Raw genomic sequence first — 26,206 nt, 5'->3', positions numbered from 1 at the left:
AAAAACTTGTTGACCCGGTGGTAATCGTTTACGAGTGCCCAAAAACGAGAGATGTTGAAGAATTAAAAAGCTCAACCGAGGGCGGCCCTGAGGGCCTCCTCGAATATCCCCATGGCGACGTCTATCTGCTCCTTCTCGATGGTCAGCGGCGGTATGAAGCGTATGCTGTTGTCGCCGCAGCCGAGGAGTATGAGGCCCCTCCTGACGGCCTCCTTGACGATGGCGTCCCTGAGCTTGGGGTTCTTCTCCTTCGTGTCCTTGTTCCTGACTATCTCAACCGCCTGGGCCAGTCCGAGACCCCTCGCGTCGCCGATGACCTCGTACTTCTCCCTGAACTCCTCGAGGTACCCGTGGAGGTAGTCGCCGACCTCCCGGACGTGCGGGAGGAGCTCCTTGACTATCTCGACGACCTCCAGTGCAGCGGCTATCGCCACCGCGTTGCCACCGAAGGTCGAGGCGTGCCTGCCCGGCTTGTCGAAGGCTATGTCCGCCCTGTGGACGACGCCTGCGAGCGGTATCCCGCCGCCTATGGCCTTGCCGAACTGGATGGTGTCCGGTGCAACCCCGAAGTGCTCGATGGCCCAGAACCTCCCGGTCCTTCCGACGCCCATCTGAACCTCGTCGTCCGCCAGGAGGATCCCGTAGTTATCGGCGAGCTTCTTCAGTTCCTTGAAGAAGTTCTTCGGCGGGACGACGTATCCGCCTTCTCCCTGTATCGGCTCGAAGACTATCGCGCCCACTTCCTCCGGCGGGACGTGTCTGAAGACGTACTCCTCGATGAACTCGAGGACCCTGTTTATGAGCTCGTCCGGCTCGTCGTAGCCGTCTATGTGCCAGGGGTTCCTGTAGGGGTTCGGGTAGGGGACGTGCTCAACTCCCGGCATGGTCGGGAAGAAGCGGTCCTGCTGGACCCATTTGCTGGCTGTCAGGCTAAGAACGGCCTGCGTCCTGCCGTGGAACGCGTGGTAGAAGGCTATGAACCTCTTCCTGCCCGTCCCGTACTTGACGAGCTTCATCATGGCCTCGTTTGCCTCTGCCCCGCTGTTGCCGTAAACGACCTTCTTCTGGAAGTCGCCCGGGGTGAGCTCGGCGAGTTTGCCTGCGAGGATAACCGCGTTCTCGTAGAAGAAGTCGTTGAGCGCGAAGTGGGTGAACTTCTCCGCCTGCCTCTTTATGGCCTCTACGACGCGCGGGTGGGCGTGGCCAACGTTCAGCACGCCGACGCCGCTCCCGAAGTCGTAGAAGGTGTTTCCATCGACGTCGTGGACGAGTATGCCTTCACCGCGGTCGATGACTATCGGAAGGGTCTCTGGATCCTGCGTCGTGTACGCAAGGGTCTCGAAGTTCCTCTCGATGACCTCCTTGGCCTTCGGTCCGGGGAGCTCTTTAACGTTCGGTCTGACCACCATGTGCATCACCGGAGAGAGATGAGGCATGACCTATATAACCTTATGTTCATCAATGAACATCTTTGACCGAAAAATTTTCGGCAAACTTCCGAAAGAAATGAGTTTGTAAAACCTCGCAATCGATGAGGGCGCAAGGTTAATAAACTTCAGATTATTCCCTGTCTTCGGCGATGAAGTGGTGAAGAGGAAGTGCTTCATCCTCCTCATTGTGGTCCTCCTCCTGCACATCTTAATCGATGAGAACATCTCCCCCGGCGAACTGGTACTCGTATCCCTCTTCGCCTACTTCTGCGGCGTCTTCGACACCACTAAAAGAGAGGTTAAAGAACCCTACGTGATCGGTGACTCCAATGAAATCGTACATCTGACGAAAAAAGAGCTCGAGGAGAGACTGAAAAAGGAAAGAGCCTCACTCCACGAGCTTTGAGTTCCACTCGTCCAGGAGCTCCTTGGCGGAGTTGGCCGCTATCGCCCCCTGGCCCACGGCCACCGCTATCTGCTTGAAGACGTTGGTTATGTCCCCCGCGGCGAAGATGCCTTTCACCTTGGTGCGCATGCCCATGTCCACGGGGATGTAGCCGTACTCGTCCGTGATGCCGAGGTGCCTGACGAAGTCCGTCTTCGGCTCGTAGCCTATGAAGATGAAGACGCCGTCGATCTCCATGACCCTCTCCTCGCCGGTGACGCGGTTCTTCAGTTTAACCGCCTCGACCTTCTCCTCCCCGATTATCTCCGTCACGACGGTGTTGAGTATCGTGGGAATGCCGCTGGCCCTGAAGCGGTCCTGGAGTATCTTATCGGCCCTGAACTTGTCGCGCCTGTGGACGAGGGTGACGTCGACCCCTATCTCCTTCAGGTAAAGGGCCTCCTGGAGGGCCGTGTTTCCGCCGCCGACGACGATGACCTTCTTACCCTTGAAGAGCGGGCCGTCACAGGTCGCGCAGTAGCTAACGCCCCTCCCAGTAAGCTTCTCCTCACCCGGAACGTGGAGCTTTCTCGGGGCGGCACCGACGGCTATGATTATCGTCCTGGCCCTGTACTCCTTGCCGTTCCTTGTTTTGACGGCGAACTTGCAGGGCCCCTCGTAGTAGGCGCACTCGGTCGGGTCTATCCTCTCCACCTCGTCGAAGATAACGTCGACGCCGAGGTTCTTGACCTGTTCGTGCATCCTGTTGGTCAGCTCCGCACCGCTTATCCTGAGGAAGCCCGGGTAGTTCTCTATGGTGTCGGTCAGGGCCATGTTCCCACCGAGGTCCTTGCTGATGATGATGGTCTCCAGCCCGAAGCGCGCCGCGTATATCGCCGCCGTGAAGCCGGCCGGCCCGGCGCCTATGATGAGCACGTCCCAGGTTTTGTTCTCGTATTCACCCCCGCGTGAGAATCCTCCAAGGCTGAACATCTCCTCCACCTCCGCTTTCCCACCTCGGGTTGACTATTTAAAAACATTACCACCCGAATCTGGGTAGTCAGACCACAACCTCGACCCGGGGCCTTCCCTCCGGAATTTCGCCCGAGGGCTCCACCCTCAGAACGGTCTCGTCGTGGACGTCCCTGCCGAGGGGAACGTCCAGGGTTAACCTCACCGGGTACTCGCCGTGGCCCTCGATCAGAACCCTCCTTCCAAAGGGCCTGGTGAAGTGCCTCGGGTCAGCGGCCTTCCCGTGGGAGACCATCAGGAGCTTCTCCCCCAGGAACTCCCTGCTGAACTCCGCGCTCTCCCTCGTCTCGGCTATTTTCTCGACGGCATCGGGCTTCCTGGTTCTGAGCTCCAGCCTCGCCCCGCGGCATTTTTGAACCGTAGCGTACAGCCTGCCCCGGATTCCACGCTCCTTCACCTCCATCCTCGCGTGGGCGAACTCCATATCCTTAGATACCTCGAGCGAATCCCTTTCGAGCTCGAACCTGTAGGATGGAACTACGGGGATTAGCAGGACGTCTTTGAAGTCGGGTTCGCGGACGAGGTAGGCCGGGACGTCTATCATGGCATTCCCGTCCAGCGCCACGATGAGCGTGAACCTCTCGGGCTTTAGCCTTATCCTCTCCGCCTCGACCTCCCCTTCTGCGGTGAACCTCCTCTCAACGTGGTAGTGCCTGTGCCTGCCGCTACCCGACCAGTACCCGTTCTGGTTAGCCGTAACTTTTGTAAACATCGTTACGGCCAACCTTCCACCCTCCCATCTTCATCGAGTGGCTTTCGGGGGGAACGGAAACTCCCCACATCTTCAAGGCTCTCAAGCGGATGTTCCAGCTCCCAACAACGTCCCTATCCGCCTCAAAACCACACTCACACTTCACCCCCCGGTACCCATTCGGGCTTAACTTCCCCCCACATACCGGGCACCGGGAAGAAGTATAAGCCGGATCAACAAAAACAACACTCACACCCCTCAACTTCGCCTTGTACTCGATGATCGACTGCAACTTTCGAAAACTCCAGCGGTGAAGCCTCCCGTTCATCTCGGCAGAGTACCTTATTGACTCCCGAATGTTCGTCAAGTCCTCCAAAGCTATCCCACCGTATTCTTCCGCCAGCTCGACGATCTTATTAGCCACCTTGTGATAAAGGTCATTCAGCCGGTTCTTTTCTCTTTCCCCATACTTCTCAAGGAGTTTCTTCCGTTTCTTTCCAGCCTTCAGCTTCCTCTGAATCCTCCTCCTCTTCACGTAATAACCCGTCCTGACTTCCCGCTCGTGAGTGATGATTTGCACGAACTCACCATTTGGAAGGCTTAAGGTTACATTGTTCTCGTTCAGGTCAACGCCGACGAAGGATTTTGGTTCCTGAGCTTCAACTTCCGTGGAAAAGACAACGTTCACGAAGACGCCTTTTGGGGTTTTAACCAACCAGGCCTGCCCAACCTTCCAGCCCCTGAACTTTTCGTGGTACTTTGCGGGATAGAACTCGAGGGAAATCCTCCCGTTAGGAGTGGAGAGTTTTATTATTTTTCTGTCGAGGTCGAGTTTGAAGAGATGATCATCGAGCATTATGACTTCTTTCTTGAAGGCTGGCTTTCCCTTTGCTTTTCCCTTTTTGTTTCTTTTGCGGTAACTCTTGTAGATTGCCGTCGCCATCTGGCAGGCCGTGTAGAGGTAGTGGCTTGGTAGTTCCGGATACTCTTTGCGAAGGCTTTTGTACGTTTCTTTTTTCAGCCGGTAGAAGCTTGTGATGTTGTTCTCGTGAGCGTGGGTGATGAGGGTGTTCACTATTTCACGGTAAGTTTGGATGAGGTTGTCTAACCCGTTTGGAGGGTTTTTGAGCTTGAATTTTGCGGTGAGTTTTATCGTTTCATTCGGCATTTTCCAGTTCCTTTCTTGTTTTCTTAATCCAATCTTTTATCGCTTCCTCAACTGCAATGCTTAGGACTCCCCTCTTGTTCCCATAGCGTTCTTTGGCCAGCCTTTTGAATTCTTCAAGCGTTTCACTGTCGATGACAAAAGTCGCTTTAGGCATTACTAACACCCGTCAAGGGAATACTAAGTTGTAGTATTTAAACCTTGCGGTGATGAAAGACAACAAAAGTTACGAAAACCACCAACCAAGAAACAGCCCTGAGATAAAACCGGCCCCTGGTGAGCCTCATCCTCCGCGGGAGAACCACCTCGTCATCCCGGATTTCCACGGCGTTCTTCAGTCCCTCGGCCTTTTTCTGGGCACTCTCTTCCAGCATGAAGGCGAGGAGCATTATGGCGGCGGCTATCAGGAGGAAGATGAGAAAAACGACTGCCCCCACGTCCATGAAACCACCGTGGTTTCTTATCTTTGGGGGTGATAAGTCTTTCGCTCACACGAGGGAAACCGCCCCGTCGAGTATCAGGTGCAGTGTGTAGCCGCAGAAAGCCGCGAAGCCAACGAAGAGGGCCCCGCCCGTCGCCATGCCCAGGCCATACTTCACAAGGGCGTAACTGAGAACCCCGTACATCGCCGCGAAGAGGAGGGAGTGGACGATGCCCCTGTGCTTTGGCATTATCGCGGTGAAGCCGTACCAGGCTATCACCGCGGCGAGCACCGCCATCCCCCACGCGGCGGTAACGTTGAGGGACTCGCTTCCGAGGTTCACGGAGCCGAGAGCCCGAACGAAGACCGCGCTCCCCGTTGCCACGGCCACTATCGGCTTCGTTCCCCTGTGTATCAGGGCGTTGGGATGGTCCATATCGGGCAGATCAGCCCCCAGGACGTAGAGCGCGTAACCCACCAGCATCGCCGTCGTGCTGAGGACGAAGGGAACTCCTAAGTGGTCCCTGAGGGCGAACGCGAGGAAAACGGCGAGCGGATAGGAGACTATCCCGCTCAGGACGTGGGCGTCGTAGTTCGGCATGCTATCACTCCTCGCCCTCAGCCTGCCCCTCTTCGAGGAACTTCCTCACGTACTCCGGGACCTTGTAGTTGCCCTTGGGGTCCCCGACGAGGAAGCCAAGTCTTATCAGCTCGTTCAGCTGGTCGTAGACCTGTATCCCTGGCCTCTTGACGGCCTTGGCCACCTGGATGTAGCTCACGGGCCCGCCGTTGAACTCGAAGACTATGGTTTCGACGAGGTCCCTGTACTCCTTCGGGATCCTCGTTAAGTATTCCTCGAGGCTCTTCGGCTCCTCGAGGATGGTCGTGACGACGTAGTCGTCGATTGGGTCGAACTTGTGCTTCGCGGCCTCGCTGAGAACGTAGTGGAGGAGCCTCAGGATCTGCCTCGGGTTCCCCTTCCCGAGCTCGTGGATGAGCTTCACCGCCTCCTCCGTGAACGGGTAGAGCGGGTCGTCGGTGTCCCGTATCCTCACCCTGTTGAGCCTCTTTTTGACGAGCTCGTAGGCTTCATCGATGCTCATCGGCCTGAGCTTGAACTCGTAGTGGAGGCGCATGAAGAAGGCCGGGAAGATCTTCGCGTACTCCTCGTAGGCCTCGGGGACGCAGGCGAAGGCCACGACGCAGCCCTGGGGCATGTTGCTGATGAAATGCCTGAGCATCTCGAAGAACTGTATCTTCTCCCTCTCGTTCGCGCTCCCCATGTTCTCAAGCTCGTCGAGGAGAAGGGCGCAGTAGGGGTACTTCCCCATCTGCTCCGTCAGGAGTTCCGCCACCTCCCTGCTCTTGTACTCGTTCCGATCGCTCAGCATCTTCTCGAGGCGGTCTATGAAGCCGAGCTTCCTGGAGAGGTTCTCGAGGAATATGTTCGTCCTGCTCTTCGGGGGCTTCAGCGCGTAGAAGATGTCCCTCGTCAGCTTCAGGATGTCGTTTGTGTCCACCTTCACGTATATGGCCTTCCCGCGGTTCTCCTCTATGACCTTGGCAATCGTCTTGAGCCTCTGCGTCTTCCCCATCCCGAGGGGGCCGACGATGCTCAGCGCTATCGAGCTCCTGTTGCCTATGACCTCCGACGTTATCATCTGGAGGCGCATATCGACCTCCTGGTAGACGTGGATGCTCTCAACATCGCTTATTCCCTCGCTCGCGAGCTGTTCGAAGGGGTTTCGGGAGAGGCCGTAGACCTCGTATGATTGATGGGGATAAAGCTTAAGGCCACCCGTTTCCATTTTAACTCACCGCACAATCTATGACGGTTAAATATAAAAAGTTGTCCATCGGTGAGCGAAGATGACGATTCTCCTCGTGACGGCCCCCCACAACAGGGAGGGTGATGCGATACTCGAACTCGAGTGGGCGCTGGAGAGAGTCAAGGTTAAGGGAACGGACTGGAGGGGCGTCCTCCTCGCTGAGACTCCCCTTCCTAAGGATGAGGCCCTCGAAAGGCTGAGGAACTTCGAGACGCAGGCCATTCAGCGCGTCGTCCCCCTGGAGAGGCTCGTTCCGGCGAAGCGCGAGGAGGTTGAGAAAGCTGTTCTTGAGCTCGCGGAACGAATCCGGGGAACCTTCGCGGTTAGAGTGAAGGTGAGGGGCAGTAAAAGGCTCTCAGGGAGGGAGCTGGAGGTGAACCTCGGTTCCCTGATAGTGGAGCGGTACGGCCTGAAGGTCAACCTGGGCGACCCGGATTACACAGTTCTCGTGGAGGTCCTCGGAAAGAAGGCCGGAATAGGGCTCGCGCGGAGGGGTGAGGTGCTTCGGTTTGAGGTGAGGGAGTGAGCCAATACGGAGCGAAGGCTTATTTATCCCTACGCGCATCCGGACACGGGGATGAAAATGTACGACGTTGATGAGGTCGTCGAAAGGCTGGCGAGGCTCAGCTACGAGGAAGCCCTGGCCTACTGGATAAGCGGCGAGCGGAAGGAGGCCGAGCTCTACAGCGAACTGGCGAAGCGGGCGAAGGACCTGGGCCTCGGGGAGAGGCTGGTGGAGACCTTTGAGCAACTCGCGAAAGACTCGTTAAAACACGCTAAGGAGCTCAACGCCCGCTTCGAGAGGGAGTACGGAAGGAAGCCTCCCTCCGAGATCGAGTCGCTCGAGGTTCTCCCGGTTCTCAACGAGTTCGAGAGGGCCGACCAGCTGGAGGAGGTCCTAAAGGCGGCCATGGAGAGCGAGCTCATAGCCCACGAGTCCTACAAAGCCCTATCGGAGAGGGTGGAGGACCCCGAACTTAGGGAGCTCTACCGGAAGCTCGCCGACGTTGAGCTGAAGCACTACGAGGCCCTCCTGGAGAGATATGAGGAACTGATGAGAGAGAAGGTCGCCCCCTGAAACATCGCGGATTACAGCTATTAAAACGGGATAAAAGCAGGGAAAGCGCCTCCCCGAGCTAACCTTCGGACTCCACGGCTTTCCTCGCCTCTTTTTTGAAGGATTCCCGGGCCTTCTTTTTCTCCTCGAGTTTCCTCTTGAACTCCTCGATCTCCTCCCCGTGGAACCACCTGAGGTTGTCGTCGTACTTATCTGCGGTGGCCAGCAGGAACTCGTCGCTCATGCTGAGCGCGTTAACCGGGCAGACGTCGACGCACTGGGCGCAGAAGGTGCACCTCCCGAGCCAGAAGGTGACCTTCCTCACCTCGGGGACGTACTCTATGACACCCGCCGGGCAGACCGTGATGCACAGCCTGCAGCCGACGCACTTCTCGACGTCGTAGACGAGCTTGCCCCTGAAGCCCTCCGGAACCGGCACCGGATCGCTCTTCGGGAAGGGGTTGGTAGCGGGCTTCTTGAAGAGGTTACCGAGCACCGTCGACAGGGTCGGCGGAACCCTCATGCCACCACCCCCAGGGTGTCAATGACCAGGAGCAGTGCCCCGACTATCGCCGCCGGGAAGAGCCTCGTCCAGAACGTGCTCACGGCCTGGTTTATCCTGAGTCTTCCTGTTATTGCCCTGAAGAGGCTCATGCCCGCGAAGAGCACGGCGAAGACCTTGAGGGTGTGGAAGAGGAGTTCGGCGACAAGGGCCGTAACCCCCGTGAGTCCGAGATAGCCTGAGACCCCCCAGGGGAAGAACACGGCCACGACGAGGCTCGCGCTCACGAAGATCTTTATAGCGCTGGCGAGCTCGAATAAAGCTAAGTGCCTGCCGCTGTACTCGACCATGGGGCCTTCCGCGAGCTCGGTCTCCGCCTCGGGTACGTCGAAGTACCCGACCTCTATCTCGCTGGAGAGCCAGAGGAGGAAGACGAAGAGGAGTATGAGCGTCCCTATGACGCTGAGCGGCGTCCCGAGTTCCCACACGTTGTGCTCGTAGAAAGTGCCCATGCCGAACGGCCTGCTAACCCCGAGTCCGTTGAGGCGCCAGAGAACCGCGAAGAGGGCGAGCATCATGGGGACCTCCTTTGACGCGATGAGAACCATCTCCCTCTGGGCCCCGATCTGGGCGTAGGGAGAACCGGAGCTGATGGCACCCAAAGCGCGGAAGAAACCCATGAGGGTGATGAGGTAAACGAAGACTATAACGTCGCCTTTCGTCCCAAAGATTGGCTCGAAGCCGAGAGGTGTGTAAGCTAAGAGCGCTATCGACGTCGCGAGAGTCAACACCGGGGCCAGCTCGAAGAACCGACTGGCGTCCCTCGGGATTATCGACTCCTTGCCCACGAGTTTCAGGAAGTCGTAGAAGGGCTGGAGCAACGGGGGGCCCATCCTCCTCTGCATTCTCGCAACGAGTTTCCTGTCCATCCCCTCCCAGAGCAACGAGACGAGCGAGACGTAGACGTAAACCCCTATGAAACCAAGGGTAGCGTATATGAGGTTCATAGCCCACCACCCCTCGGACAGCCAACTCCAACCACCTCGGGTTTCGCCTTTACCTCAGGATTGAGCTCCCTCGTCTTCTCGATGGAGAGCCTGAGGAGGTCCTTCTCGGTGAGAACCTTCCTCTCCCCGGTGTTCGCGTCCACCACCGCGACCCTGTCTGTACAGCTCAGGCACGGGTCTATCGAGGCTATCGCGACGGGCACGTCCGCCACCTGCTCGCTCACCAGAGCCCTGGCTATCGCGAACAGGTTTGGAAACGTCGGCTCCCTCATCTTCCACCTAACCGGCCCGTCCCTGCCCTTCTGGGCGATGACGTAGTGGATCAGCTCTCCCCTCGGGGCCTCGTACCTGCCGACTCCCTCTCCCTCGGCCTTCTTGAGCTGGAAGAGGAGGGCGTTGTCCTTCGGCACGGCCTTTATCTTGCCACCGGGCATCCTGTCTATGGCCTTTTCGATGAGCTCAAGGCTCTGCCACAGCTCCCCGACCCTAACGACCATCCTGTCAAAGATGTCCCCCTTGACGACGCCGGTGAACTCCTTTGGCGTTACCGGCTTGATCCCGAGGTCAGGGTAAACGCCGAGCCTCTCGTTGTAGCGGACGTCCTTCTTAACGCCGCTTCCCCTCGCCGTCGGCCCCTGGGCGCTGTACTCGATGGCTATCCTCCGGGGGATAACCCCCGCGTCCCTCAGTCTGGCCTCGATGGTCGGATCGTAGAGGAAGACCTCCTCCACCTTCGGCAGGACGTCTCTCCTGTAGTACTCTATCATCTCCTTTATCGCCCTGACGTGCTTCTCCTCGATGTCCCTCCTGACGCCGCCTATCGTGTTCATCGCGTAGTTGACCCTGTTGCCGCCTATGAACTCGAGAACGTCCATGACCTTTTCCCTGGCGAGCCACGTGAGGTGCAGGACGGTGTCGTAGCCTATGGCGTGGCCGACGACGCCGAGGTTGAGCAGGTGGGAGTGAATCCTCTCCAGCTCGCCGATTATCACGCGGATGTACTCGGCCCTCTCGGGGACCTCGATACCGGCCATCTCCTCCACGGCCCTGGAGTAGGTGTGGTTGTGGGAGAAGGAGCAGATGCCGCACATCCTCTCGGCGAGGTAGAGTATCTGGATGTAGTTCCTCCTCATGGCTATCCATTCTATTCCCCTCAGGTTGTAACCGAGCTTGACGTCAACGTTGATTATCCTCTCGCCGTCAAGGGTCAGGATGAACTTCTCGGGCTCCTCGAGCGCGGGATGAATCGGTCCCACCGGCACCTTGACCCAGTATTCAAGCTTCCCGTTCATCGCTCTCCCTCCTTTTTCAGACTGTAGGGATGCCCCGCGTTCTTCACCATCTCTGGCTTGATTCCTGTGTCGTCCAGCCTGAGCGGGTAGACCCCCTCCGGCCAGTCGTCCGGCAGGAAGAGCCTCCTCGGGTCGGGTATTCCCTCGTATCTGATGCCGAGGAACTCCTGCACTTCCCTCTCGTAGGCAAGGGCACTCGGGAAGACGTCCGTTACTGTCGGGAGCGTTGGGTTCTCCTTGGGGGCGCTCGTGCCGATTATCAGCGAGACGCTCTCGCCATCCTCCCAGAAGAGCTCCAGGTGGTACTTAGCCTCGAGCGTCTCGCCCGCGTCCCTTGCGATGATTATGGAGAACTGGGCGGTGGGATCGAGCTCCTTTATGAACGCCATCGCCTCGTGGAACCTATCCCGCCCGACCGTGACCCAGACCCTCCTCCGCGGGTGAGGTTGCTTGTTCTCGCTGATTCTTACCTCCGCATCGGGAAACCTCTCACCGAAGACCTTCGCGAACTCGTCAACGTTCATTCCTTACCCTCCTCAATCTTCTCGATCAGCTTCCGAAGAGCGAGCACGACACCGTGCAGTATGGCCTCCGGCCTCGGCGGGCAGCCGGGAACGAAGACGTCAACCGGGATGTGCCTGTCCAGCGGCGCGTTGGTGAAGGGGCTCTCGTAGAACACACTCCCGCCCGTGGGGCAAGCCCCTACGGCAACCACCACCTTGGGATCGGGCGTCTGCTCGTAGATCAGCTTGACCCTCTCGAGGCTCTGGTTGGTCACGGGGCCTGTGACGAGCAGTACATCCGCGTGCCTCGGGGTTCCGACGAGCTTTACCCCGAAGCGCTCGGCATCGTACCTCGGGGTTAGGGCCGCTATTATCTCGATGTCGCACCCGTTGCACGAACCGCTGTTGACGTGGAAGGCCCAAGGTGACCTTCCTATGTACTTACAGAGCTTCGATATCTCCCTCTCAAGCCTCTCGCGCTGGGAGGTATCCCCGCCGTTTTCCCTCACGTCCCCCGGAGGAACCTTGATGGCCATCAACTCACCCCCACACCATCAGTACTCCCACTATTATCGCCGTCGTGACGAGCAGGTAGCTAACGTAGTCGCTCAGAAGTCCCGTGTGCTCCCTGCGAAGGACGAGGAAGAGCCTGTGGATTCCCCTTATGAGGCCCCACATGACGTGTCTGCCCGTGAAGTAGCCCCGGAAGTGCTCGAACTGCGGGACAACGTTGTCCTGATCCTCACCGCTGAGGAATATCTTCGCCCCATCGCCGGTTCTCCTGGTTCCCGCGCTCGAGCGCTCGGCCCACTTGTAGACGGCGTACGAGATGAGCAGGCTCAGGGTGAAAACGTAGACGAAGTAGAGGGCGTCCCAGTAGCCGAACATTTCACGCACCCCCCGTCAGGGCGAGTATGTAGGCGCCGGTGTTCTCGAGCGTCTTCGCCGCGGGCACCATGATCCTGTCGCCGATGTACCACGGGAAGAGGCCCATGATTATTATGGCCACCACGAGGAGGAGCATGGGCACGAGCATGGCCTTCCCCGGCTCCCTCGCGGTCAATACCCTCTCGCTGGGCCTTCCAAAGAACGTGAAGAGCACCCTGATGTAGGCGGCGAAACTGAAGGCCGTGCCTATCACCGCTATGACCGCCACCAGCGGGTTGAAGAGCGCGGAGCTCTCGTAGATGAGCCACTTGCTCGCGAAGCCGTTCATCGGGGGGAGGCCGATTATGGCCGCGGCGCCGACGAGGAAGGCGAAGCTCGTGACGGGCATCCTCTTGGCTATACCGCTCAGCTCGTTGAGGTTTCTCGTTCCTATCTGATGTATGACGGCCCCCGCGACGAGGAAGAGGAGGGCCTTGATAATCGCGTGGTTGACGGTGTGGTATATCGCCCCGGCGAGGGCGAGGTTGCCGACGTCGCTCCCGTAGGCGGCCAGGCCTATCCCCGTCCCGAGGAGGATGTAGCCTATCTGCCCCACGCTGGAGAAGGCGAAGAGCCTCTTCATATCCGTCTGAACCACGGCCATGGCGTTGCCCGCTATCAGGGTGGCGCAGGCGAAGAGTACTATCACCCATCCCATCGTCCTGACGTTTATTCCGAGGCTGAAGACGCTGAAGGCGAGCCTCGCCAGTGCGTAGGTTCCCCCTATCTTGATGACGAGGCCCGAGAGCATGGCGCTGATTGAGCTGGGCGCGGCAGGGTGGGCGTCGGCGAGCCACATATGGACGGGAACGGCGCCGCTCTTGAACAGCAGTCCGCCGATGAGAAATCCAAGGGCCACCTTGGCTGTGAACGTCGGGTTCTCGGCCACCATCTTGGCTATGTAGGCCATGGTCAGCGTTCCATACTCCCCGTACAGTAGCACTATCCCGAGGAGGACGAAGGAGCTGGCGAGAGAGCCGACGAACATGTACTTTATGCCCGCCTCGATGCCCTCCCAGGTGTCGTTCCTGAAGGCGACGAGGGCGTAGCTGGCTATGCTCATTATCTCAAGGAAGACGTAGAAGTTGAAGAGGTCGCCGGTTATCGCTATGCCGAGCATCCCGACCTCGAGGAGGATAACGAGGGTGTAGTACTTCTCGAGGCCCGTGTCGTGCCTCATGTACTCCGTTGAGTAGAGCACCGCCACGAACGCGACGAAGGTCACCATCAGGGCGAAGAGCGCACTTACCAGGTCGACCTCCCAGACTATCCTTACCGGGAAGGAGACCCCGTTTCCGAGGGGGCCCTTTCCCCCGAGGGTGTAGAGCAGTATACCTCCCCGCCATACCGTGTTGAAGACTTCCACGGCGACGCCGAGGGTGACGGCGGTGACTACTACAGCCCATGCCTCCCTGGCCTTCTCTCCGAGGAGACCGATTATCGGCATCGCGAACGCTCCAAGGAGCGGGACTACTATGAGGTACGGAAGCATCATCCTCTCAGCCTCCTGAGCTCCTTAACGTCGAGGCTTCCGTAGTGTCTGTAGGCGTTCATCGTGAGGGCCATTGCGAGCGCCAGCACGCAGACTCCTATGACGATGCTCGTGAGGGTCAGCGCCTGGGGGAGCGGGGCCACCATGGCGCCCTTCACCGTCTCGTAGCCGGTGTAGATTGGCGCGGTCGGTATCCGGCCGAGTTCCACCCTGTACCCGAAGCTTATGAGGAGCAGGTGTATCCCGGAGTCGATGATGTTGAGGGCCAGGATGAGCTTGATGAGGTTCCTCCTGTAGAGGAGCGCGTAGATCCCCATGGCCATCATGAGGAAGGCCGTGATGAACTGGAAGGGTATCATTCGCCCCACCTCCTGTAGGCGGCTATGGCCACCATCGCGCTGACCAGCCCCGTGAAGACCTTCAATCCAACGGCGAGGTTCATTATCGGCAGGTAACCGGCGGAAAGCAGCGTCCCCGGCCGGCCGTTGAAGAGGGGCCCGTTGTGCCAGAGGGTGTTGTAGAAGAACGCCACGCCGAGGCCGAGCATGGCCGCCCCGAGGAAAGCCAGCCCGCCCAGGCCTTCGAGGGCCGAGTAGAGGCCATGGCTGTAGCGTTTTTCCATCTCACCGAAGCCGAAGGCTATGAGGAACAGTATTCCAGCCCCGGCTATGGTAGCGCCCCCCTGGAAGCCTCCTCCCGGCGTTAGGTGACCGTGCGAGACCACGTAGGCGCCGAATATACCTATGAGCGGAATCGTCGCCCTCGCGGTGGTTTTGACTATGAGGCTCATCCCGCGCTCGCTACTCATCCCCATCCCTCCTCCAGGGCCTGAGGAGCGCGACGGCTCCGGCTATCGCGGTGAAGAGAACGGTAGCCTCCCCGAGGGTGTCGTAGCCGCGGTAGTCGAACACTATGTCCGTGACTATGTTCGTCCCCCCCACTTCCTCGACGCCGTGCTCGATGTAGTACTCGTCGGTGTAGCGGTACTTCGTCCACTCGCTCCCGCCGGGGCCGAACTTCACCCCGTTTGAGGGGCTCGCAACGGTGAGGAGCACCCCCAGGAGGAACAGCAGTGATAGGGCACCAAGGGTTCGCTTCATGGTCCCTCACGCTCCCATCTCTCTGTTTTTGCGATTCCATAGACGACAACGGCCGTGACGACGCCCGCCCCGACTGCGGCCTCGGCTATCGCCACATCGGGGGCGTGGAGCATGTAGAACTCCAGGCTGAGGAGCAGGCTCATAGCCGCGGACGCTATGGCCGCGCTGAGGAGGTCACGCATGGTTATCGTGATGTACGCCGCCACGAGAATGCCGAGGAGTATCCCGAACTGTACCGCCATGTCGAGTGAGAGGGCGTTCATTCCGCACCACCCACCTTCTCCCCGTAGGCGTCGATGACGGCTTTGGCCGGCCTGTAGCCGCTCAGGTATGCCGCCTTGGCTATCGCGTGCGCCCCCGTCGGGTTCGTCAGGAGGAGGGCTATCAGGGCGACGAGGCTGTGGAGTGCCATCCCGAGGTACTTGGGGTCCCCGGTTAGGTGGAGCCGATAAGCCGCGTGGACGACCACCGCCAGAACCGCGAATATCGTTCCGAAGGTGGTGCACTTGGTCGCCCCGTGGAGTCTCGTGTAGACGTCGGGGAACCTGTGGAGGGCGAAACCGCCGAGCAGGTTGAAGGACACGCTTACCGTGAGAAACGCGTAGATTACGTAGGTCACCGCGTTCATTCCAATCCCCCCTGGAGGTACCTGGCTATGGCGAGGGTCCCCACGTAGCTCAGAAGGGCGTAGACGATGGCTACGTCGATGTATATCGTCCTGTCGTAGGCGGCGCCGAGGAGTACCATCCCCGCGACGATTAGCGTGTTGAGGGTGTCAACTCCAACGACCCTGTCCGGCACGCTCGGGCCCAAGAACACCCTGAGGAGCGATAGAAAGGCCGCTATCATGACTACGACGACCGCGTAGAGGAACTCAGGCGCTATCATCTTCCCAGCCTCCTCGCCCACTTCTCAAATGGGCCGGCCACGACTTCAGAGCTCTCCGGCTCCCTCTCCGTCACGTTTATCCAGTGGACGTAGAGGGCCTTCTCATCGGGGCACGCGTCTATCGTGAGGGTTCCGGGCGTCAGCGTTATGGAGTTGCTCATTATGGTGTACTGGGCGTCGTTCTCGAGGTCAACCGGGACCCGGACGATTCCGGGCTTTATCCTGCCCGTGATGACGCGGTAGGCAACGTCGAAGTTGGCCTTCACCATGCCCCAGAAGAGCGGGCCGATGGCGTAGACGGCAAAGCCCACCCATTTAACGGGGTTAAGGAAGCGGGATGCCCTCTCCCCTATCACGTCCCTCGTGGCGAACGCCACCACCGCCGAGAAGATTACCCCGGCAACGAGCTCTTCCGTGCTCCAGAGTAACCCCCTACTGCCCGCCGTGAGCACCAACCAGAGTATTAATGACCAAACAAATGCAGCAATGAAACGCACGGTTCATCCCCCCGCTCACCCGATAAGGTGTTATATCCCCATGTTTCGTTAATTCTCAATTAGAATTTCGGTATTCGTTTTAAAAGGGTTTTTTGAAGCTTAGAATTTGAAATAAAGGTCTATAACCCCTCGTTTTTAACCAAAGGTTAAACACCCGGTCGGACTATTAGAGTCGGATGTGAAAAAGTCGCTGGACTCTGCGTTCCGTTGGTGGACTTATATGGACCGGAATGGGCTCTTGATGACCGCGATGGTGAGAAACTCACCCAAAGCTTTATATACCCGGGGGATGACCCATCATCGGGACTCTTCTCGGAGTCTTTCGAGGGAGTTCCAGAACTGAAAGAGTTGGTGTTGGATATGTACGGAGATGGATTTGGCGGTGGCTACGAGGCCCCCGTTAAGGTTGGAGAAAGGTACAGGGTTAGGATCGAGAGCCTTGGAAAGGGTGGCGATGGTATAGCCAAGATTAAGGGCTTTGTTATCTTCGTCCCGAACACACAGGTCGGCGACGAGGTTGAAATCGTCATCAACTCGGTCAAGAGGAAGTTCGCTTTCGCGGAAGTCATCGAGTGATTTCCTTCCCTCTTCTATTCTTCTTACCCAACGCGTTTTTATCGGGAGGGCATCCTTTTTAAACTCCCAAAAAAACCCCTGCACCGATGACGAAGGTTCACGTCGAGACCTACGGGTGCACGAGGAACAGGGCAGATGCCGAGATGATGGAGGAGCTCCTGGTTAGAGCGGGTTACGAGCTCGTGGAAAGCCCGGAAAGCGCGGATTACGTCGTGGTGAACACCTGCGCGGTTAAGGACCCCACGGAGAGGCACATGAGCAGGAGGATAAGGGAACTCATCGATGCCGGCAAGAGGGTAATCGCCACGGGTTGCCTCCCCCACGTTAATCCCGATGCCATAGATCCCCGCGTTTCCGGAATCCTGGGGGTTAAGAGCATCGACAGGATAGCCGAGGCGATAAGCGTCGCCGAGGGCGGTGGAAGGCTCGTGAGCCTCGAGGGATGGCGCGAGAGGAACCCGGACAAGCTCGAGCTTCCCCGCCTCTGGAAGGGGGGAGTCGCCTTCGTGATTCCTATAGGCGAAGGGTGTCTCAACGGGTGCACCTACTGCGCGACCCGCTTTGCGAGGGGCGTTCTCAAGAGCTACAGACCCGAACTTATCGTCAAATGGGTGAAGGAAGCCCTGGCGAGGGGTTACAGGGAGATACAGCTCTCGAGCGAGGACACGGGCTGTTACGGCTTCGACATAGGGACGAACCTCGCGGAGCTCCTCGACGAGATAACCGCCATAGAGGGTGAGTTCAGGGTCAGGGTGGGCATGATGAACCCCAACCACGCGATGAAGATACTGGACGGACTCATCGACGCCTACCTCGACGGGAAGGTCTATAAGTTCCTCCACCTTCCGGTCCAGAGCGGCGACAACGAGGTCCTCAGGAGGATGGGGCGGGGTTACACGGTCGAGGAGTTCGAGGAGATAGTCCGGGCGTTTCGGCGAAAAATCCGGGATCTAAACCTCAACACGGACGTCATAGTGGGCTTCCCGGGCGAGGACGACGGGGCCTTCGAGAACACGGTTGAGCTGGTGAAGCGGATCAGGCCGGACAAGGTAAACGTCTCCCGCTATTCGCCGAGGCCGGGGACTGTGGCGGCGAGGTGGAAGCAACTGCCGGGCTGGAAGGTCAAGGAACGCTCGAGGGCCCTCCACAGGCTCAGGCTCCGGATAGCCCACGAGATAAACAGGGGATACCTCGGAAGGGAGGTTGAGGTTCTCGTCCACGGCGCCGGAGAGAAAGGGGGAACCGAAGGGAGAACCTTCAACTACAAGGAGATAATCCTTGACTCCGGCGAAGCAGGCGAGTTCCTGAGGGCCCGCGTTGACTGGGCCGGCTCGACCTATCTTAGAGGAACTCTTATCTAAATTTCAAGATGCTGGATTTTTTCTAACAATGATCACCGTCTCCGGTAGTAACCCTCGATGGTTCCGGTACGTACACCATAACCTTTAGCTCACCGGTTGACCTCGGTAGCTTTGACACAGTTTACGTGGTCTACCAGGGTGGCTAATCCGGTGGGAGGCCCTGAATGAATGCCAGGCGCCGTGACATCCTTTCCATTTTGACGTACCTTTTCTTCTCCCTCGTCGTCCTGATAGTCGTCCTCAGGTTCGTCTTCGGCTTTCAGTACGTCGTTATCCTGACCGACTCCATGGAACCCCACATAAACCCCAACGACCTCGTGATAACCAAGCCGGTTTCCCGCGATGATATCCGGGTTGGGGACGTCCTTCTATTCCGCGTCGAGATTGGGAACTCCACGTACCGCATCCTCCACAGGGTCGTTGAGGTGAAAACCGACCCGGACGGGAGGATCTACTACGTTACGAAAGGGGACAACCGGAACTACACCGATCCGTGGCGGGTCTATCCCGATCAGGCCATCGGCGAACCCCTCCTCGTCATTCCAAAAGCCGGCGTCGTCTGGCACTACACCCCCCTGATAGTCCTGGGCCTCTTTCTGCTGGTCATAGCCTCCCTCGCCTACGAACTGGCGTGGCTTCTGCTCGAGGAAGAGCCGATACGCCTGAAGTCAAGAAAAGCCGATCTCATAACCCGCAGGAGAAAGAAAATAAAAGTCCACCATCACAAACGCCGTTAGGCCCACTCCTCCTCCGGGATCGCCTCCTTCTTCGCCGGGATTATGCAGAGGAACTCGAAGGTCTCGCTCAGGGCCTTGTAGCCGTGGGGCTCGTTGGGCGGGACGTAGAGGAAGTTACCAGCTTTGACGTGGTGTTCCTCCTCCCCGTTGGTTATTATCCCCTCGCCCTTTACGATGAATATCTCGTGTTCCCAGTCGTGGTGGTGGATGGGTATCTCCGCGCCCTCCCTGAGAACGAAGTAGCGCATCGCGTAGTTCTTCGCCCCGAGCCTCGGGGAGACGAGCCACCTTATGGTGACGCCCTCAAAACCCGTGTCCTTCTCGGGAACGTCCTTGTAGTGCCCGACGAACATGGTATCACCGAAGGACTTTCGGCGTAGAGTTATTTAAACCTGCCGAGTCGTGTGGCCCAAAAGGAATTTAAGAATTTCAACCGACCCACATCCGGTGAACGGCATGAAGAAGAAAGCTATCTCTCTGTTCCTGCTGGTGCTTATCGTCCTGGCGGCAGGGTGCGTGGGTTCAGGCGGGAAAACGGCTTCGACGTCTCCCTCGGCCACTGGAACCCCGACCAAATCCGGCGGCATCGACTTCAGCGCGTACGGGAATGGAGAGGTTCTCTCGAACTGGTACAGGCTGGCAAACGCTTCCACGGTCTATGCAAGCGAAGGGTACGAAGACCTCGCGAAGCACTACTTCCCGAACGCCAGGGTCCTCCCCGCGAGCCAGTACGACGGCGGGATAGCGATACTCTCGCCGAAGGACGCCCGGCCGATCCTCAGGGGGAAGCCCATCCTCATAACGGTCAACGACTACTTCGGCTACATAGCCTACAAGCTCGGCCTCAAGTTCGTTGGAGAGGATAAGGGCGTCTTCGCGGCGTTCAACGAGGGCGGGAAGGCCTACCTCGTCTTCACGGGGACGGGAAGGGCCGGTGTCGGCGCCGCTCTCGAGTACGCGATGGAGCTGAAGAAGGGCAAAAAGGTAAAGGTCGACGACGTCGTCAGGAGCGGCGAGTTCGAGGGTGTTCTCATCAAGGTCATAGGGGACAACAACTGGAACGGAATCCAGGATAAGGGCGAGGACTGGTATCTGGCCTCATTTAAAACCCTTGAACCCTTCGTTTACTACTGGCGCGTCGTCGACGGCGAGAACGTCACGGTTAAGGGCGGGTTCATCAGGCTCGTCAACGGTTCCACGGTTTACATCCACGCCCTCGGCTTCAACGTGAGCGTTGAGATTAAGAACCCCAACGGGGCCACGCTCACCTACGTCATCGAGAACACCAACCCCTCGGTGCTGAACCTTCCAGCCGGGGCCGAAACCGGGGATACATGGGTCAGGCTCACGACCTCTAAGTCCTCATTCGGCGTAACCCCGAAGGACGTTGGGGACTACACGGTCCTCGCCTTAGGCGACCACAGGCCCGACGGTGGTAAAGAGGTCCCGCCCGTGTTCTTAAAGATCAGGGACGCCATAAACGCCGATAAGGGTGTCTTCGTAATAGACGGCGGGGATCTCGTTTACTCGGGAAGGGTCGATGAGTGGAGCGAGTTGTTGAAGGAATGGAAGTGGGACAAGCCGATCTTCATCTCCGTCGGAAACCACGAGTACCGCGGTGAGGGCATAAACGTCTACCACAGGTTCTTCGGCCCGATGGACTACTCATTCGCCCTCGGGGATTACTACTACATCTTCATGGACAACGTGGAGCACGACTACGGGCTGAGCGACGGGCAGTGGAGCTGGCTCAAGGACCAGCTTGAGAGGGCAAAGGCAACTGGAAAGAGGCCGGTTATAATAATGCACACCCCACCTGTCGATCCGAGGCCGAACGGAGACCACAGCATGAACTCCAGGGACGGCAAGAGGCTCCTCGAGCTCATGAAGGAGTACAACGCCTTCGGGATCTTCAGCCACATCCACATATTCTGGAACGGGACGGTGGACGGCGTTCACCTCATAGTCACCGGCGGGGGTGGGGCGCCACTCTACGCCAGGCCCGACGAGGGCGGCTTCTACCACTACGTCAGGCTCGGCATGGGTTCTTCAGGGAGCGTAACCGTGGAACCCATCAAGGTCGAACCCTGACTTTCCCGATTTCCCTCTATTCTATTTATGGCTATATAGCTCACGGTAGTTGGCTATATTCTATTGCGATAAAATATTTATATAGCCAAATTTAGGCCCGTTCGGTGGTACCATGGAGATGTGGCTCCTCATTACGATAATCCTTGGATTTGCTATGGCATGGGCGATAGGTGCGAACGACGCGGCGAATTCCATGAGCACCGCCGTTGGAGCGAGGGCGATAACACCGAAGCAGGCCGTCGTGATAGCCGGCCTCCTTGAGTTCACGGGTGCGTACTTCTTCGGAAAGAGCGTCACCGAGACGATAAGGAAGGGCATCCTCGACCCGACCATGATAAAGGACCCGAACGTTCTCGTCTACGGCTCGGTAGCGGCCCTGCTCGCGGCCACGATATGGCTGATAATCGCCACGAAGTTCGGCCTGCCGGTCTCGACCACACATTCCATCGTGGGCGGAATAGCGGGCTACGGAATGGTCTACGCCGGAACCGCCATAGTCAACTGGGGTAAGATGACGCAGGTGGTCCTCAGCTGGATTCTCTCGCCGATAGTCGGCGCCATAATGGCCTACTTCGTGTTCAAGGCTTTAACCAAGAGCATCTTCGAGAGGAGAGACCCAGTGAGGAGCGCCCGGCTCTGGTCCCCCTTCTGGATAGGGCTGGCCTTCGTGGTCATAGGAACCATGTTCTACATAAAGGTTCTCCACGGAAAGAGCCTCAGAACAGGCGTTATGACGTACGGCATCCCCACAGGCCTGGTGGTGTTCTTCGTAACCTACTTCCTCCTGAGGCTCCGCTTCCCGAGCAGCGACCCCTTCATCGGCGTTGAGTCCATATTCCGAAAGGTCCAGGTCGTTACCTCGGGCTACGTGGCCTTAGCTCACGGCGCCAACGACGTCGCCAACGCCATAGGCCCGGTTGCTGCGGTCTACGCGGTGGCAACGATGGGACTGAGCGGGATGAAGGTTCCGGTTCCGAGGTGGATTCTCGCCCTCGGCGGTCTGGGAATAGCGATTGGCGTCGCAACGTACGGATACAGGGTCATGGAGACCGTCGGAAAGAGGATAACCGAGCTGACCAACACGCGTGGGTTCACCATCGATTTCTCGGCGGCGACAGTTGTCCTCGTCGCCAGCTGGATGGGCCTGCCGATCTCGACGACTCACACGGTGGTCGGAGCGGTCATTGGCATAGGCCTTGCAAGGGGAGTAAAGGCAATAAACAAAGAGGTCGTTAGGGACATAGTAATCTCCTGGTTCGTTACGGTTCCGGTCGCGGGTTTGATAAGCGCGGCCATATTCAAGTTCCTCATGATAATGGGGTGATGGCATGCAGGTGTGGACGAAGCTCTTCGCGAAAAGCCCGTTCAAGCCCCTCATAAAGCATTCCGAGGTGGTCTTGAACACCGTTGAGACCCTTGAGAGGGCCCTCAGGCTCTGGTACGAGGGTGACTACGGGGAGATGGGGAAGCTCGCGGTTGAGGTGGACCGCCTCGAGGACGTCGCAGATAGGATAAAGGAGGAGATAAGGGATTCCCTCAGCTCGAGGCTCATGATGGCCGTCGCGAGGGAGGACGTGCTCATCTACCTCCACATGCAGGACAAGGTCGCAGACGCCGCGGAGGACACCGCCAAGTGGCTTCTGGTAAGGGAACCCGATGGAATTCCGGAGGAAATAAAGGAGGTTATACTCCAGATGGGCACTGAGAGCATCAAGGCGGCCAAGCTCGTCCACGAGGCGATAGTTCAGATGGATAGAGTTATCGAGAGCGGCTTTGCCGACGGGGAGATAGAGAGGGAGTACGGGATAATTCATAGGATAGAGGGAGTTGAGAAGGCCATAGACGAGCTCGACACGAAGCTCATGCAGAGTGTCTTTGAGAACGCCGATTCGATGAGCTGGGCCGACGGCCTCTACATCCTCAACGTGGCCAGAACTCTCAGCAACATCTCGGACAAGGCGAAGGACGCCGCAGAGCGGCTAAGGCTCATGATGAACAAGTGAGCTTCCTATTTTTCTTTTAAGAATTAAAAGGGGGCGGTCAGATGGCTATCATCGTCGAGGTCATCTGGATCTCCGACATCTTCCTTATCTTCTCCGTGATGAACTGGTCAAGGTCCTTGAGGGTGTCGGTCTCCACCTTCACAACGAGGTCGTATTCACCGTAAACGACGTAGGCCTCCTTGACCTCAGGCATGGCCAGAAGCTTCTCCATAACTTCCCTTTCCTTTCCAGCGGCCGTCACCATCAGAATAAAAGCCGTCACCATAGCTACCACCAAAAGTATTTTATCGGCGGTGGTATTTAAGCTTATCGAGGGACATGTTCGAGCACCTCATAAGCAAAGCCAGGCTGGAGGGGTTTTACTCCCACCTGCGCTCCCTCGGATTCGAGGGGATAACCCCCCACTCCAAGGGGACGACGAGCCTGGTATTCAGGGCGAGGTTAAACGAAAAAAACGTCGTGATTAAGCTCCAGCGGCCGGACTCGCCGAGGCGGAACTTCGCCAGGGAGGCGGAGATAATCAAAGCCGTCGAGCCCTTCGGGGTAACGCCGCGGCTCGTGGGTTATGGCCTCTTCGATGGCCTCGAGTACCTCATCAGGGAGTTCGCCGAGGGGGAGATAATACTCCACGCCGACCTTGAGAAGCGCCATCTCTTCGAGATAACCGCGAAAACGGCTCTGCTCGACAGACTCGGCCTCGACCACGGCCAGATCCAGGGCGGAAAGCACCTGATAATCGGCGAGGGCGTTTATCTCATAGACTTCGAGAAGGCCGGCTGGAGAAAGCCCAAGAACCTCACCTCGGCGATGGCGATGCTCTTCCTGAGCGACAACGCAATATCGCGCCGGGTGAGGGGGAAGTTCGGCATCGATGGGGAGTTTTTAAACGAAATGAGGGAAGAACTAAGGAGTTACAAGAGGACCGGAAAGCTCTCAGGCCTTCTGGGGCTTCTTTCTCGCCTTTAGCCTGTCCACGTAGATGGCGAGGAGGGGTATCACCACTGCCATCGCTATGAGGCCCATCCTCGGGTCCCAGAGGTAGTCGAAGGCGAGGATCACCACCACGGCTATGGCTATCATGAGGAACAGGTCCCTGTCGTACAGCCTCGATTTGGCGAGCACGTTCTGCTCCCTCGCGATGTAGGCAAGGTAGGCCGGTATTCCCAGGGCCGCTATGGCTACTCCCCAGTACGTCCTCAGCAGGAGAGCGATGACTATTCCAACGGTAAGTATTATTCCAACGGCGTGCTCCTCCTTCATGCTCTCACCTGAGCCGGGGGTTACGCTTATATACTTTTAAAACTCTCTAATAAACAGGTGATAGCGTTATGAGCAACATCGAATGGAATGAGAAGACCTTTTCTAAGTTCGCCTACCTCAGCGACCCGAGGATAAGGGGGAACCTGATTGCCTACACCCTGACGAAGGCCAACATGAAGGAGAACAGATACGAGAGCACCGTGGTCGTAGAAAACCTCGAAGATGGAACGAGGCGCTTCATCGAGAACGCCTCGATGCCCAGAATCTCCCCGGACGGCAGAAAGTTGGCCTTCACGAGGGCCAACGAGGAGAAGAAGGAGACGGAGATATGGGTCGCCGACGTCCGGACGCTAAGCGCCAAAAAAGTCCTTTCGACCAAAAACGTCCGCTCCATCCAGTGGAACGACGACTCGAGGAGGCTCCTCGTGGTGGGCTTCAAGAGGAGGGACGACGAGGACTTCGTCTTCGATAGCGAGGTTCCGGTCTGGTTCGACAGCCTGGGCTTCTTCGACGGCGAGAAGACGACCCTCTGGGTTCTCGACACGGAGGGCGAGGAGGTAATCGAGGAGCTCGAGAAACCGCGGTTCAGCTCGGGGCTCTGGCACGGCGACGCGATGCTCATCAACGTCCCGCACATGGAGGGCTCCAAACCGGCCCTCTTCAAGTTCTGGGACGTCTACCTCTGGGAGGACGGCGAGGAGGAGAGGCTCTTCGAGCGCGTTTCCTTCACGGCGGTGGACTCGGACGGAGAGAGGATACTCCTACGGGGCAAGGAGGAAAAGCGGTACATGAGCGAGCACAACCGGCTCTACCTCTGGGACGGCGAGCTCAGGCCAGTTTACGAGGGGCCGCTGAACGTCCACGACGCCAAACTGGACGACGGGAAGGTCTACTTCCTGGTCCCCGATGCCGGAAGGGTGAACCTCTGGCTCTGGGACGGGAAAGCTGAGAGGGTCGTCGCGGGCGACCACTGGATATACGGCCTCGACGTGAGCGATGGAAAGGCCCTGATCCTTTTAATGACGGCCACACGGGTGGGCGAGCTTTACCTCTACGACGGCGAGCTGAGGGCGTTGACCGACTACAACGGGCCGGTGTTCGAGAGGCTGAAGACGTTTGAGCCGAGGGGCTTCCGCTTTAAGAGCGGGGACCTGGAGATAGACGGCTGGTACCTCAAACCCGAGCTCAAGGAGGGCGAGAAGGCGCCGGTAATAGTTTTCGTCCACGGCGGGCCGAAGGGGATGTACGGGCACAGGTTCGTCTACGAGATGCAGCTGATGGCCAGCAGGGGCTACTACGTCGTCTTCGTGAACCCGCGCGGAAGCGACGGCTACGACGAGGACTTCGCCCTCCGCGTGCTTGAGAGAACCGGCCTCGAGGACTTCGAGGACATAACGACCGGGGTGGAAGAGTTCCTAAAACTCGAGCCGCAGGCCGATAGGGAGCGCGTTGGGATAACGGGCATAAGCTACGGCGGCTTCATGACCAACTGGGCGCTGACCCAGAGCGACCTCTTCAAGGCAGGGGTAAGCGAGAACGGCATAAGCTACTGGCTGACGAGCCACGCCTTCTCCGACGTGGGTCTCTGGTACGACGTCGAGGTCATAGGCCCGAACCCGCTCGAGAACGAGAACTACCGCAAACTAAGCCCGCTCTTCCACGCGGGGAACGTTAAGGCGCCGGTGCTCCTCATCCACAGCCTCGAGGACTACCGCTGCCCGCTCGACCAGAGCGTCATGTTCTACCATGTCCTGAAGGACCTCGGCAAGGAGGCCTACATAGCGATATTCAGGAAGGGGCCCCACGGTCACAGCGTCCGCGGAAGCCCGAGGCACCGCTCAAAGAGGTACAGGCTCTTCGTCGAGTTCTTCGAGAGGAAGCTAAAGAGGTACGAGGAGGGCTTCGACGTCGAGGAGATTCTAAAAGGCACCGTCCAGACGTGATTTTCTCCTTTTCCTTT

At 58.2% G+C, this 26,206-nt stretch carries 36 protein-coding genes; 11 read left to right on the top strand and 25 right to left on the bottom strand.

The window, feature by feature from the left end; all coding sequences use genetic code 11:
- Positions 1-71: 71 nt before the first annotated feature.
- Positions 72-1,409, bottom strand: coding sequence for an ornithine aminotransferase (locus tag A3L02_RS07920; RefSeq protein ID WP_088863403.1), 1,338 nt, complete (start codon positions 1,407-1,409; stop codon positions 72-74).
- A 178-nt stretch (positions 1,410-1,587) separates the two neighbouring features.
- Here A3L02_RS07920 and A3L02_RS07915 point away from each other — a divergent pair, with 178 nt between their 5' ends.
- Positions 1,588-1,836, top strand: coding sequence for a hypothetical protein (locus tag A3L02_RS07915; protein WP_157895756.1), 249 nt, complete (start codon positions 1,588-1,590; stop codon positions 1,834-1,836).
- Here the strand turns inward: A3L02_RS07915 and trxB are convergent.
- The 7 genes from trxB to A3L02_RS07885 form a co-directional block, all read right to left on the bottom strand.
- On the bottom strand, positions 1,819-2,808 hold the full coding sequence (gene trxB / locus A3L02_RS07910) for a thioredoxin-disulfide reductase (protein WP_088863401.1): 990 nt from the start codon (positions 2,806-2,808) through the stop codon (positions 1,819-1,821). The two genes, A3L02_RS07915 and trxB, sit on opposite strands and share 18 nt — an antisense overlap.
- Positions 2,809-2,875: 67 nt before the next feature.
- Positions 2,876-3,571 carry a hypothetical protein gene (locus A3L02_RS07905; RefSeq protein WP_088863400.1) on the bottom strand — a complete coding sequence of 232 codons (696 nt, stop codon included), beginning with the start codon at positions 3,569-3,571 and terminating at the stop codon, positions 2,876-2,878.
- Positions 3,537-4,706 carry an RNA-guided endonuclease InsQ/TnpB family protein gene (locus A3L02_RS07900; RefSeq protein ID WP_088863399.1) on the bottom strand — a complete coding sequence of 390 codons (1,170 nt, stop codon included), beginning with the start codon at positions 4,704-4,706 and terminating at the stop codon, positions 3,537-3,539. The genes A3L02_RS07905 and A3L02_RS07900 overlap by 35 nt, the downstream gene beginning before the upstream one ends.
- Positions 4,696-4,869 (bottom strand): hypothetical protein, encoded by a 174-nt coding sequence (locus A3L02_RS10250; protein ID WP_157895711.1) that lies wholly within the window; start codon positions 4,867-4,869, stop codon positions 4,696-4,698. Before A3L02_RS10250 ends, A3L02_RS07900 begins: the two co-directional genes overlap by 11 nt.
- Positions 4,870-4,897: 28 nt before the next feature.
- Entirely contained in the window at positions 4,898-5,146 is a 249-nt protein-coding gene (locus A3L02_RS07895; RefSeq protein WP_088863398.1) for a hypothetical protein, read from the bottom strand.
- 45 nt (positions 5,147-5,191) lie between these two features.
- On the bottom strand, positions 5,192-5,725 hold the full coding sequence (locus A3L02_RS07890; protein ID WP_088863397.1) for a metal-dependent hydrolase: 534 nt from the start codon (positions 5,723-5,725) through the stop codon (positions 5,192-5,194).
- A 4-nt stretch (positions 5,726-5,729) separates the two neighbouring features.
- Positions 5,730-6,932: an ATPase gene (locus tag A3L02_RS07885; protein ID WP_088863396.1), complete on the bottom strand. Its 1,203-nt coding sequence runs from the start codon at positions 6,930-6,932 to the stop codon at positions 5,730-5,732.
- Between the two features lie 61 nt (positions 6,933-6,993).
- Between A3L02_RS07885 and A3L02_RS07880 the strand changes: the two genes are divergently transcribed.
- Complete coding sequence (locus A3L02_RS07880; RefSeq protein WP_088863395.1) at positions 6,994-7,479, top strand: THUMP domain-containing protein; 486 nt, start codon at positions 6,994-6,996, stop codon at positions 7,477-7,479.
- A 51-nt stretch (positions 7,480-7,530) separates the two neighbouring features.
- Entirely contained in the window at positions 7,531-8,031 is a 501-nt protein-coding gene (locus A3L02_RS07875; RefSeq protein WP_335755124.1) for a ferritin-like domain-containing protein, read from the top strand.
- A gap of 58 nt (positions 8,032-8,089) precedes the next feature.
- Here A3L02_RS07875 and A3L02_RS07870 read toward each other — a convergent pair whose 3' ends face one another.
- The 14 genes from A3L02_RS07870 to A3L02_RS07805 are packed head-to-tail and all read right to left on the bottom strand — an operon-like array spanning position 8,090 to position 16,218.
- Positions 8,090-8,533: a 4Fe-4S dicluster domain-containing protein gene (locus A3L02_RS07870; protein WP_088863393.1), complete on the bottom strand. Its 444-nt coding sequence runs from the start codon at positions 8,531-8,533 to the stop codon at positions 8,090-8,092.
- Positions 8,530-9,519 (bottom strand): respiratory chain complex I subunit 1 family protein, encoded by a 990-nt coding sequence (locus A3L02_RS07865; RefSeq protein ID WP_088863392.1) that lies wholly within the window; start codon positions 9,517-9,519, stop codon positions 8,530-8,532. The genes A3L02_RS07870 and A3L02_RS07865 overlap by 4 nt, the downstream gene beginning before the upstream one ends.
- Positions 9,516-10,811 carry a hydrogenase large subunit gene (locus tag A3L02_RS07860; protein WP_088863391.1) on the bottom strand — a complete coding sequence of 432 codons (1,296 nt, stop codon included), beginning with the start codon at positions 10,809-10,811 and terminating at the stop codon, positions 9,516-9,518. Before A3L02_RS07860 ends, A3L02_RS07865 begins: the two co-directional genes overlap by 4 nt.
- Positions 10,808-11,335: an NADH-quinone oxidoreductase subunit C gene (locus A3L02_RS07855; protein WP_088863390.1), complete on the bottom strand. Its 528-nt coding sequence runs from the start codon at positions 11,333-11,335 to the stop codon at positions 10,808-10,810. Before A3L02_RS07855 ends, A3L02_RS07860 begins: the two co-directional genes overlap by 4 nt.
- The gene (locus A3L02_RS07850; RefSeq protein WP_088863389.1) at positions 11,332-11,850 is read right to left on the bottom strand and encodes an NADH-quinone oxidoreductase subunit B family protein; all 519 of its coding nucleotides are present in this window, start codon (positions 11,848-11,850) and stop codon (positions 11,332-11,334) included. The genes A3L02_RS07855 and A3L02_RS07850 overlap by 4 nt, the downstream gene beginning before the upstream one ends.
- A gap of 4 nt (positions 11,851-11,854) precedes the next feature.
- Complete coding sequence (locus A3L02_RS07845; protein ID WP_088863388.1) at positions 11,855-12,202, bottom strand: hydrogenase; 348 nt, start codon at positions 12,200-12,202, stop codon at positions 11,855-11,857.
- A 1-nt stretch (position 12,203) separates the two neighbouring features.
- Positions 12,204-13,736: a proton-conducting transporter transmembrane domain-containing protein gene (locus tag A3L02_RS07840; protein WP_088863387.1), complete on the bottom strand. Its 1,533-nt coding sequence runs from the start codon at positions 13,734-13,736 to the stop codon at positions 12,204-12,206.
- Complete coding sequence (locus tag A3L02_RS07835; protein ID WP_088863386.1) at positions 13,733-14,092, bottom strand: NADH-quinone oxidoreductase subunit K; 360 nt, start codon at positions 14,090-14,092, stop codon at positions 13,733-13,735. The genes A3L02_RS07840 and A3L02_RS07835 overlap by 4 nt, the downstream gene beginning before the upstream one ends.
- Positions 14,089-14,523 (bottom strand): Na(+)/H(+) antiporter subunit B, encoded by a 435-nt coding sequence (locus A3L02_RS07830; protein WP_394335155.1) that lies wholly within the window; start codon positions 14,521-14,523, stop codon positions 14,089-14,091. Before A3L02_RS07830 ends, A3L02_RS07835 begins: the two co-directional genes overlap by 4 nt.
- A 10-nt stretch (positions 14,524-14,533) precedes the next feature.
- Positions 14,534-14,833 carry a hydrogen gas-evolving membrane-bound hydrogenase subunit E gene (gene mbhE / locus A3L02_RS07825; protein ID WP_088863384.1) on the bottom strand — a complete coding sequence of 100 codons (300 nt, stop codon included), beginning with the start codon at positions 14,831-14,833 and terminating at the stop codon, positions 14,534-14,536.
- A complete protein-coding gene (locus A3L02_RS07820; RefSeq protein WP_088863383.1) occupies positions 14,830-15,096 on the bottom strand; it encodes a DUF4040 domain-containing protein in 267 nt (88 codons plus the stop codon). The genes mbhE and A3L02_RS07820 overlap by 4 nt, the downstream gene beginning before the upstream one ends.
- Positions 15,093-15,461, bottom strand: coding sequence for a monovalent cation/H(+) antiporter subunit G (gene mnhG, locus A3L02_RS07815; protein WP_088863382.1), 369 nt, complete (start codon positions 15,459-15,461; stop codon positions 15,093-15,095). Before mnhG ends, A3L02_RS07820 begins: the two co-directional genes overlap by 4 nt.
- Positions 15,458-15,721: a cation:proton antiporter gene (locus tag A3L02_RS07810; protein WP_088863862.1), complete on the bottom strand. Its 264-nt coding sequence runs from the start codon at positions 15,719-15,721 to the stop codon at positions 15,458-15,460. The genes mnhG and A3L02_RS07810 overlap by 4 nt, the downstream gene beginning before the upstream one ends.
- Entirely contained in the window at positions 15,718-16,218 is a 501-nt protein-coding gene (locus tag A3L02_RS07805) for a monovalent cation/H+ antiporter subunit E (RefSeq protein ID WP_088863381.1), read from the bottom strand. The genes A3L02_RS07810 and A3L02_RS07805 overlap by 4 nt, the downstream gene beginning before the upstream one ends.
- A gap of 360 nt (positions 16,219-16,578) precedes the next feature.
- Between A3L02_RS07805 and A3L02_RS07800 the strand changes: the two genes are divergently transcribed.
- From A3L02_RS07800 to A3L02_RS07790, 3 genes are all read left to right on the top strand, one after another.
- Positions 16,579-16,794 carry a TRAM domain-containing protein gene (locus A3L02_RS07800; RefSeq protein WP_054834028.1) on the top strand — a complete coding sequence of 72 codons (216 nt, stop codon included), beginning with the start codon at positions 16,579-16,581 and terminating at the stop codon, positions 16,792-16,794.
- 86 nt (positions 16,795-16,880) lie between these two features.
- Entirely contained in the window at positions 16,881-18,155 is a 1,275-nt protein-coding gene (locus tag A3L02_RS07795) for a tRNA (N(6)-L-threonylcarbamoyladenosine(37)-C(2))-methylthiotransferase (protein ID WP_088863380.1), read from the top strand.
- A gap of 164 nt (positions 18,156-18,319) precedes the next feature.
- Positions 18,320-18,892 (top strand): signal peptidase I, encoded by a 573-nt coding sequence (locus tag A3L02_RS07790; protein WP_088863379.1) that lies wholly within the window; start codon positions 18,320-18,322, stop codon positions 18,890-18,892.
- Here the strand turns inward: A3L02_RS07790 and A3L02_RS07785 are convergent.
- Positions 18,889-19,245 carry a cupin domain-containing protein gene (locus tag A3L02_RS07785; protein ID WP_088863378.1) on the bottom strand — a complete coding sequence of 119 codons (357 nt, stop codon included), beginning with the start codon at positions 19,243-19,245 and terminating at the stop codon, positions 18,889-18,891. The genes A3L02_RS07790 and A3L02_RS07785 overlap by 4 nt on opposite strands.
- A gap of 103 nt (positions 19,246-19,348) precedes the next feature.
- On the opposite strand from A3L02_RS07785, the gene A3L02_RS07780 reads away from it, so the two are divergent.
- The 3 genes from A3L02_RS07780 (at position 19,349) to A3L02_RS07770 (ending at position 22,986) form a co-directional block, all read left to right on the top strand.
- Positions 19,349-20,983, top strand: a complete 1,635-nt coding sequence (locus tag A3L02_RS07780; RefSeq protein WP_088863377.1) for a metallophosphoesterase family protein — start codon at positions 19,349-19,351, stop codon at positions 20,981-20,983.
- Between the two features lie 112 nt (positions 20,984-21,095).
- Positions 21,096-22,307, top strand: a complete 1,212-nt coding sequence (locus A3L02_RS07775; protein WP_088863376.1) for an inorganic phosphate transporter — start codon at positions 21,096-21,098, stop codon at positions 22,305-22,307.
- 4 nt (positions 22,308-22,311) lie between these two features.
- On the top strand, positions 22,312-22,986 hold the full coding sequence (locus A3L02_RS07770) for a TIGR00153 family protein (protein WP_088863375.1): 675 nt from the start codon (positions 22,312-22,314) through the stop codon (positions 22,984-22,986).
- 37 nt (positions 22,987-23,023) lie between these two features.
- Here A3L02_RS07770 and A3L02_RS07765 read toward each other — a convergent pair whose 3' ends face one another.
- Positions 23,024-23,251, bottom strand: a complete 228-nt coding sequence (locus A3L02_RS07765; protein WP_012572508.1) for an Lrp/AsnC family transcriptional regulator — start codon at positions 23,249-23,251, stop codon at positions 23,024-23,026.
- Between the two features lie 53 nt (positions 23,252-23,304).
- Between A3L02_RS07765 and A3L02_RS07760 the strand changes: the two genes are divergently transcribed.
- Entirely contained in the window at positions 23,305-23,952 is a 648-nt protein-coding gene (locus tag A3L02_RS07760) for a serine/threonine protein kinase (RefSeq protein WP_088863374.1), read from the top strand.
- Here the strand turns inward: A3L02_RS07760 and A3L02_RS07755 are convergent.
- Positions 23,920-24,246: a hypothetical protein gene (locus tag A3L02_RS07755; RefSeq protein ID WP_088863373.1), complete on the bottom strand. Its 327-nt coding sequence runs from the start codon at positions 24,244-24,246 to the stop codon at positions 23,920-23,922. The two genes, A3L02_RS07760 and A3L02_RS07755, sit on opposite strands and share 33 nt — an antisense overlap.
- Before the next feature lie 68 nt (positions 24,247-24,314).
- Here A3L02_RS07755 and A3L02_RS07750 point away from each other — a divergent pair, with 68 nt between their 5' ends.
- On the top strand, positions 24,315-26,189 hold the full coding sequence (locus A3L02_RS07750) for an alpha/beta hydrolase family protein (RefSeq protein ID WP_088863372.1): 1,875 nt from the start codon (positions 24,315-24,317) through the stop codon (positions 26,187-26,189).
- Positions 26,190-26,206 lie beyond the last annotated feature (17 nt).

The sequence above is a fragment of the Thermococcus celer Vu 13 = JCM 8558 genome (assembly GCF_002214365.1).
GTDB classification, from domain to species: Archaea; Methanobacteriota_B; Thermococci; order Thermococcales; family Thermococcaceae; genus Thermococcus; species Thermococcus celer.
The sequence above is the reverse complement of the archived record's forward strand: the minus strand, read 5'-3'. Positions and strand labels throughout refer to the sequence as shown.